The sequence below is a fragment of the Streptomyces deserti genome, from assembly GCF_054782695.1.
The window spans coordinates 1-8,115 of record NZ_BAAGRZ010000037.1; the positions used below are offsets into that span (position 1 = coordinate 1).

6 protein-coding genes and 2 pseudogenes are annotated in these 8,115 nt (G+C 70.9%); 4 read left to right on the top strand and 4 right to left on the bottom strand.

Going from position 1 to position 8,115, the window contains the following annotated elements:
* Nucleotides 1-260 precede the first annotated feature (260 nt).
* Nucleotides 261-1,457: a YncE family protein gene (locus ACYVMZ_RS34945; protein WP_461086900.1), complete on the top strand. Its 1,197-nt coding sequence runs from the start codon at nucleotides 261-263 to the stop codon at nucleotides 1,455-1,457.
* Nucleotides 1,436-1,720: pseudogene (locus ACYVMZ_RS34950) on the top strand (rhodanese-like domain-containing protein); the annotation flags it as partial. The gene ACYVMZ_RS34945 and the pseudogene ACYVMZ_RS34950, both read left to right, overlap by 22 nt.
* A 43-nt stretch (nucleotides 1,721-1,763) precedes the next feature.
* On the opposite strand, the pseudogene ACYVMZ_RS34955 reads toward ACYVMZ_RS34950, so the two are convergent.
* Nucleotides 1,764-2,372 (bottom strand): annotated as a pseudogene (locus ACYVMZ_RS34955) (IS5 family transposase); the annotation flags it as partial.
* Nucleotides 2,373-2,626: 254 nt separating this feature from the next.
* Between ACYVMZ_RS34955 and ACYVMZ_RS34960 the strand changes: the two are divergent.
* Nucleotides 2,627-5,305 carry a SpoIIE family protein phosphatase gene (locus ACYVMZ_RS34960; RefSeq protein ID WP_461086944.1) on the top strand — a complete coding sequence of 893 codons (2,679 nt, stop codon included), beginning with the start codon at nucleotides 2,627-2,629 and terminating at the stop codon, nucleotides 5,303-5,305.
* 193 nt (nucleotides 5,306-5,498) lie between these two features.
* On the opposite strand, the gene ACYVMZ_RS34965 is transcribed toward ACYVMZ_RS34960, so the two are convergent.
* From ACYVMZ_RS34965 to ACYVMZ_RS34975, 3 genes are all read right to left on the bottom strand, one after another.
* A complete protein-coding gene (locus ACYVMZ_RS34965; protein WP_461086901.1) occupies nucleotides 5,499-5,870 on the bottom strand; it encodes a hypothetical protein in 372 nt (123 codons plus the stop codon).
* Nucleotides 5,867-6,391, bottom strand: a complete 525-nt coding sequence (locus ACYVMZ_RS34970) for a TetR/AcrR family transcriptional regulator (RefSeq protein WP_461086945.1) — start codon at nucleotides 6,389-6,391, stop codon at nucleotides 5,867-5,869. The genes ACYVMZ_RS34965 and ACYVMZ_RS34970 overlap by 4 nt, the downstream gene beginning before the upstream one ends.
* A gap of 73 nt (nucleotides 6,392-6,464) precedes the next feature.
* The gene (locus tag ACYVMZ_RS34975; protein ID WP_461086902.1) at nucleotides 6,465-7,142 is read right to left on the bottom strand and encodes a hypothetical protein; all 678 of its coding nucleotides are present in this window, start codon (nucleotides 7,140-7,142) and stop codon (nucleotides 6,465-6,467) included.
* A 256-nt stretch (nucleotides 7,143-7,398) separates the two neighbouring features.
* On the opposite strand from ACYVMZ_RS34975, the gene ACYVMZ_RS34980 reads away from it, so the two are divergent.
* Nucleotides 7,399-8,115 (top strand): alpha/beta fold hydrolase (locus ACYVMZ_RS34980; RefSeq protein WP_461086903.1); only part of this gene is annotated, 717 nt, incomplete at its 3' end.

The window sequence follows — 8,115 nt, forward strand, 5'->3', positions numbered from 1 at the left end:
CCAACTCCCGGGTCGCCTCGATGGGTTTCACCGTGACGTCGGTCTTCGCACCGGCCGCCGCGGCCTTCTCCCTCGCGGGTTCGGCGGAGGCGCCGCACCCGACGAGGACCGAACCGACGATCGCGGCGGTGATCCAGCTTCGGACGGGTCTCGACGGTGGGCGCAGCATCGATGCCCTCGCTTCTTCTCATGGTTCCGGAACACCTCGACCATACATGATAATCGTTTTCATCTGATCCCCTTTCTCCTGGAGGCTCTCGATGAACGACGGCCCGCTGCTGCTCGTCTCCGACCATGTCGGGGGATCCGTCCACGTGCTGACCGTGCCGGACGGCGTGGAGGTACACCGCCTCACCGGCCGTCATCTCTCCGAGCACGCCGGCTTTCTTGCACTGCCGGGAGGGCGGGCGGCGTGCGTCGACGACCGCAGGGGCGAGCTGCTGGTGCTCGACCCGTTCGGCCGTGAACTGGTGGAGGCCGCTGTTCCGGTCGCCGTGCCGGCCGAGCACCTCGCCTGCGACCCTTCCGGCAGGTGGGCGGCTGTCACGACGGGCCTGGGCAAGAACGGCGAACCGTGGTCGGATCTGCTCACGGTCGTCGACCTGGCCACAGGAGACGCGGCCCGAGTGCGGACGCGCGTGGGCGAGCCCGGGGTGACGGTGCTGGGCGACGGCGCCCCCTTGGCCGTCCTGCGGCACCGGGAACCGGGCGCTCTGGCCGTTCACCGGTTCGCCGACCTGCTCGACTCACCGCCCGGCTGCCCGCCGGTCACGCCCCACGCATGCCTCCCCCTGCCGGACGATGGGCACGGCGACGCTCAAGATCCGTCCTCCGGCCGTGTGTTCGCGGCCACGGGCGAGGGGGTACGCCGGGCGCGCCGCGAGGGCGACGCGCTCGTTGCCGACGCCGTGATCCCATGGGGTTCGCCCGCCCGGGGCTGGTACCTGCGGCTCGACCCACGGCGACGTGCCCTGTGGTCGACCCTGCGGGGCGGCCCCGCCGACCCGCTGCGATGGCCGGAGTGGACGAATCAGGCATGGCGCCACGACCTGGAAGCGGACAGTACGACCGTGACGGAACTCGGCCCGGGACTGGTCTTCCGACTGGCACTCGCCAAGGACCACACCGCGTTCACCCGCATGCACCCCGACGGCGACGAAGTGATCCTGCTGGACGCCGACGAGACCGTACGCCGTGCCCCCCTCCCCGCCATGGACGGCGCCCCCCGACGCGGAGGCACCCCCTGGGAGGGCGTCCAACGCCGTGCGGTGGCCGCCTCACCCGGCACGAACTGGGTCGCCGTCACCCGTGGCGGCCACGGTGAGATTCACGTCTTCGACGCCCGTACGGCCTGCGAAGCAGCCCACTTGAAGCTGAGTACCCCCTTGCACCACGGCGGCCACGCGATGCTGCGCACGCGGCACGACGGCGCCGAAGGAGATCCCGTAGGCCGGTGACCGACGTGCGCGCCGCCCCTGCCGTCGGGGTGGCGGACGCCCAGCGGCGGGCCGCCGATGGGCCGATCGTGGTCGACCTGCGCAGCCCGTGCGCGTGCGCGGCACTGCATACCTGCCCTTCAGCCGGTGCTGGCCGGTGCTGCTGGCCTGTCCGGTGAGCGAGAAGTCCGCCCCGTACGCGGCACTGCTTGCTGACGCGCATGGGACATCCGGACGTCCGCAGCCTCGCCGGCGGCATCGTCGCCTGGCGCGATGCGGGCGCCCTCGGTACGGGACTGCGAGGTGGATCTTGGTCGTCAGCCCACCGCGGGACCGGCCGATGGCGTGGTCGGCCGGTTCACCGACTGAGGCCCCTTTTTTTTTGCGGGCCCCGGCCGCGTGCTGGTGAGCTCGCACGATCGTGGAGTCCACGGACACAGCCCAGGTCAGGTCCTCATCGGCGTCGGCCTGTGCCAGCAACGCGGTGAACACCCGCCCCCAGGTGCCACCCACGGCCCACATCCGCAACCGGTTGTAGACGCCACGCCAGTCGCCGTACTTCTTCGGCAGATGCACCCACTGCGTTCCGGTCTGAGACCTGAAGGCGATCGCCTCGATCACCTCACGATGACCCCGCCGGCGCACACCCCGCTTCGGCGTCCGGTCCGGGAGCAACGGCCCGATCCGCGCCCACTGCGCAACGGTTAACGGCACACCCGGACCAACGACCGACTGATCCACACGAAAGGACCGCCACCCGTACGGAGGCCACAGGCCGGTCCCGCCGCGCCGGCCGAGCGCCATGTGGCCGCCTGGCGTCGGCGTTCGTACGGCCTGGCCGGTGGGGTCCGCGTCGTCGTGGCAGGCCGCGTGCCGGGAAGCCAGCGTGCGCACCGGTTTCATCAGCTGCTTGGATCTGCTGTCACAGTGCTGCATACCTGTCACACAGGAGCGACGGCGAAGGCGCCGCTCAGCAAGGCGGCGGCCCCCGGGCCGGGGTGTTGAATGGGGATGTGACCAGATTTTCCCGACGACCCTTGGTTGCGCTGGTCCGCCAGGTCACCGGGCGGCGTTCCTCCCCTTGGCGCGGGCGAACGGGGCGGGGCGGGGAGCAGAAGGCCCGGCACGAGAGTGACCACCGTGGGACCGCGCCGCCGTCGCCGGTAAGGCGTCCGCGCTCGTTGCTGAGCATCGGCAATGTGGCCGGCCAAGTGTTCTTCCTGCAGCTGGCGGTCGTCGCCCTGCTCGTGGCTGTCGCCATGCTGGCGCTCGTGCTGCAGGCCAGGTATCAGAGCACACAGGAGGCCCGCCAGCGATCGCTCGCCGTCGCGGAGACCTTCGTTAACTCCTCCCCCGCCGTCCGCGAGGCCCTGCGGACGGATGACCCGACCGCGGTGTTGCAGCCACGCGCCGAAGTGGCGCGGAAGCTGTCCCATGTCGACTACGTCGTGGTGTTCACTCCTGAGGGGACCCGTCTCACCCATCCCGATCCGGATCTGATCGGGAAGCACGTCCTCGGCACGTACGAGGAGGGGCTGGCCGGTAAGTCGCACACGTCGACCTTCGAAGGCAGCCTGGGGCCGGCCGTGGATTCGACGGTGCCCGTCATCGACTCCGACGGCAAGGTCATCGGGCTGGTGTCCGTCGGGATCACGATCGAGAGCGTGAACGACGTGGTGGAGCGCCAGCTGCCCATGGTGGGGGGCGCCGCCGCCGGGGTGCTCTGCCTCGCCTTGGGCGGAGCGGCGCTGATCAGCCGGCGCCTGCTGCGTCAGACCCACGGCCTGGGTCCGGCCGAGATGACCCGGATGTACGAGCACCACGACGCGGTCCTGCACTCCGTCCGCGAGGGCGTGGTGATCGTCTCGGGTGACCGCCGAGTACTGCTGGTCAACGACGAGGCCCGGCGGCTCCTCGACCTGCCCGCAGATGCCGAGGGGCGCCACATCGGCGAGCTCGGGCTGGAGCCGCGCACCGCCGACCTGCTGCTGTCGGGCCGGGTCGCGACCGACGAGGTGCATCCGGCCGGTGACCGCCTGCTCGCGGTGAATTACCGGCCCACCGATGTGGGCGGCGGGCCACCGGGAGGCGTGGCGACACTGCGGGACACCACCGAGCTGCAGGTGCTCTCGGGACGAGTGGCGGTGGCACAGGAGCGGCTGCGGTTGCTGTATCGCGCGGGTGTCGGCATCGGCACGACGCTGGATGTGCGGCGGACGGCCCGGGAGCTGGCGGAGGTGACGGTCCCGCGGTTCGCCGACTTCGTCACGGTCGACCTGGCGGATCCGGTCCTGCACGGCGAGATGCCCCGTCTAGGGGCGGAAGTGCGCCGCACGGCCGTCGCCGGCATCCGGAAGGACCACCCCCTCCGCCAGGAGGAGGAGCTCATCCGATACCGGCCCACCACGCCGCAGCAACGGAGTCTGGCGGGGCAGGAGGTTCTGGAGGCGGACCTGGCCTCCGCCCACACCTGGCGAAACCAGGACCCCGAGCACGTCGCAAGGCTCCTTCGCAACGGATTCCACTCGCTCATCACGGTTCCGCTGCGCGGGCGAGGCGCGGTGCTGGGGGTGGCGAGTTTCTGGCGGTCGGAGCGGCCCGAGCCGTTCGAGGAGGACGACCTGACGCTCGCCGAGGAGATCGCCACGCGGGCCGCGGTCCATATCGACAACGCCCGCTGCTACACCCGCGAGCACACCATGGCGGCGACGCTGCAGCGAAGCCTGCTGCCCCGGTGCCTGCCCGAGCAGGACGCCGTCGATGTGGCGTACCGCTATCTGCCGGCGCCGGGGGTGGGCGGCGACTGGTTCGACGTGCTCACGCTCCCAGGTGCGCGTGTCGCGCTGGTGGTGGGCAGTGTCGTCGGCCACGGTCTGCACGCCGCGGCAACGATGGGCCGGCTGCGGACCGCGGTCCACAACTTCTCCAGCCTCGATCTCCCGCCTGACGAACTCCTGGCTCACCTGGACGAGCTGGTCGCAGAGATCGATCAGAGCAGGGGAGCCGACGGCGAGATGGACATCACCGGGGCGACCTGCATGTACGCGATATACGACTCGGTCTCCGGGACGTGCACCGTGGCACGGGCCGGGCACCTTTTCCCCGCCATCGTCCACGCCGACGGGCGTACGGAGGTCCCCGAGGTGCCCGCCGGTCCACCCCTCGGCCTCGGCGGACTCCCCTTCGAGACCGCCGAGTTCCGCCTGCTCGAGGGCAGTGAACTGGTGCTGTTCACCACCGGCCTCGTCCACGACCGCCACCGCGGCATCGACATCGGCCTCGATCTGCTCTTCCGCGCCCTCGCCCGCCCCGTCCGCACACCGGAGGAGACCTGTGAGGCGGTCATCGACGCGCTGCGGCCCACCCGCCCCAGCGACGACATCGTGCTCCTCGTGGCCCGCACGAGGGTCCTGGACCCCAGCCAGGTCGCCGTCTGGGACGTCCCGCGCGACCCCGCGGCCGTCTCCGGCGTCCGCGCCGCCGTCGCCCGGCAACTGGCGGAGTGGGAGCTGGACGGGATCGCGTTCAGCACCGAGCTGATCCTCAGCGAACTGGTCACCAACGCCATCCGCTACGCCGCGGAGCCCATCCAGGTCCGGCTGCTGCGCAGCCGCAGCCTGATCTGCGAGGTCTCCGACGCCAGCAGCACCTCCCCGCACTTGCGATACGCGGCCACCACGGACGAGGGCGGCCGCGGCCTGTTCCTCGTCGCCCAGGTCGCGGAGCGCTGGGGCACCAGGTACACGCCCGAGGGGAAAGTCATCTGGAGCGAGCTGCGGCTGCACGACGCAGAGGCGGGGCCGTCCACCCTCGCCTTGAGTGATGTGCTCATCAACCAACTGGCCGGTGGGGACAGCGCGGAATGGTGAGAGACATCCAGGGCACCGGGGACGCGGTGCGCGTCCCTGACAGGCCGTGCCGGACGAACCCGACCGGCACGGTTGTGGGCGGAGCGGACCGGACCGCGCTGAGCACGGAGGAGCCTGGCCCCCGGTGAGTCGTCGGCAGCGGCTGATTCGGCCCGCCGTGCCGGTGCGTCCTGGTCGAGACGGGTCCGGCTCGCTACAGCACACCGGTCCCGGCCAGCACAGCCACCGGGAGCAGCAGCCACTGGGGCAGTCGCAGCAGGGGCCGTGACCAGCCCACGCGGAGCGTGATCACCAGGAACACGGCCGCGTACGCGAGGAAGTGGGCGGTGATGAACAGGACGAGCGGTGTGTTCGGGGCGGGGCCGGCGGCGAGGGCGATCAGGGCGGCTCCGCAGAACAGCAGGTCCACGCTGACGAAGTGCCACACCGCGTGCAGGGTGCGCAGTGGCTCGGCGCCCAGACGGCTGGCCAGCAGGGGACGGACCACGTCACGGCCGCCGGCGATGACGTGGATCAGGGCCGTCGCGGTGGCCAGGGAGCCCGCGGCCAGCAACCATCCGTTCATCGGGTCTCGATTCCCTTGGCGATGATCCGGGCGATGTCCCGGGCCAGCCCGGCGGACTCAGCGAGGATGCCCAGTCGGAGGAACACGGTGCCGACGAGACCGTCGAGCACCAGGTCGGCGTCGACGCCGGGGCCGGTCTCCCCGCGAGCATGGGCCCGGTCGAAGACGACGGCCAGGCGCTGCTTCGCGGGTTCGAGGAAGGCGGAACGGATCCTGGCGCGCACGTCGGGCGCCGCGGCGAAGTCCGCCAGCAGGCCGGGCAGCGCCGCGACGGCGGCCCGGGTGCTGAACTCGTCGATCAACTGCTGGACGAGGACGGTCAGGTCGTCTTCGAGGTTGCCGGTGTCGGGAACGGGTGCGGTGTCGCTGGTGGTGAACACGGCCTTGTAGACGAGCTCGGCCTTGCCGGACCACCGGCGGTAGATGGTGTCCTTGCCCACTCCGGCCCGCTTCGCCACCGCACCGAGGGACATGGCGGCGTACCCCGACTCGGCCACCATCTCGGTGGCGGCGGCGAGGATCGCCGCGTGTGCGCGCTCGCGCTCGCCAGGCTGTCACCGGGCATCGTCCGGGCCGACCGGGCTCCGGGGCCGGTCAGGCGCAGCCGCGGCGCCAGTTCCAGCCGATGAAAGCGTGACGCAGCTCCACCTCGAAGCGGCACGAGGCGGTGCCGTCGGCCTTGAGATCGACATACGAGTGGTGGGTGTTGGCGTACCAGGTTCCGGTCGCGTCGAAGATGCCCCGATAGGTGAAGTCCGCGTGCGCCTCGATGCGGGAGGCGGTGCAGTCGGTGGCGCAGTCGACGCCCTCCGTGGCCGACTTGCGCGACCAGCCCGCGTCCCACGGCTCGCGATTCCACTGCTGACCGGCTTCCGGGTCCGCGCTGACGACACGGCCGCCGTCGGTGACCCATTCCGACGTCACATACAGGCCGGTCATACGGATGTTGCAGCAGTCGTACATCTCATTCCAGCTGGAGAGCCGATGCCGGCCGCCCTCTGTGTCTTCCGTCGCGGTCCGTCTCGCGGTTTCCTCGGAAGCGCCGAGCGGTATCAGCCGTACCTGGCCGAGCCGGGGCCTGCAGTCGGCGCCGATCGAGACCTCCTGCTGGACGGCCTTGCCCGCGGGCGGCGCGGGCAGTGAGCCCGTCAATCGAAGACCACTGCAGGAGCGGTCGGCCCGCACCCCGTGGTCGGCGGCGGACGCAGGAACGGCCCCGAGGGAGAGCAGCGCGGCGGCGAACACTGAGCCACAGGTGCTTCGGATACGCAAGTCCCGTCCTTTGCGTCAGGTGCTTTTCGTTCAGGTGCTTTTCGTCAGGTCCAACTGAGCCGCAGTGCCGACGACTTTCGCCGCTTGCCGGCCGGCAACCATCCCATCAGCCGATCACCTCCGGTTGAACAGCGGCTTTTGAGCCAAGCCACTGAATCCTGGGCCCACCGCGGTCCGTTGACCTACAGAATGAGCGCCGTCAGGCACGCTACGACCGGGCCCTGACACACCGCACGAGCGGATGTGGGAGACACCGATGCAGATGCGGCTGGTCTGGAGTGGCGCTGCGGCGGCCCTGGGTGCCATCGCGGCGGCACGGGTGACGGCCGGCTGGATCGAACGGCGGCCGGATCCCGTTCCCTACGAACTGCTCCGCCGCGAACCCGAGGGTGAGGAAGTGTTCCTCTCCCGGCCCGACGGGACGCTGCTGCGCGCCATCGTCGCGGGTGACGGGCCACCCGTGGTGCTGGCCCACGGATACGGTGTCTCGCTGCTGGAGTGGAATCTGGTGCAGGCCACCCTGGTGGCGAACGGTCACCGTGTCATCGTCTTCGATCAGCGCGGCCACGGCGGGTCGACGTTGGGTGCGGACGGCATCGGCTCCGGTCCCATGGCGCGGGACTACCTGGCGGTCCTGGAGCACTTCGACGTCCGCGACGCGGTGCTCGTCGGCCATTCCATGGGCGGGTTCCTCGCGCTGCGTGCCGTGCTCGACCATCCCGGCGTCTCCCGTCGGCTGCGCGGTCTGGTGCTGTTCGCGACGTGGGCGGGCCGCATCTACGACGGAGCACCGCACAACCGGCTGCAGATCCCGCTGCTGGAGACGGGCATCCTCGAGCGACTGGCACGCACCCGCACGGGCGGAGTCCTCTTCGGAGCCGCTCAGTGCGGCAAACACCCCTCGCCCGCGATGATCGCGGTTTTCCTCGAGGTCTTCCTCCAGCAGGCCCACGCCCCGCTCGTGCCGATCGCG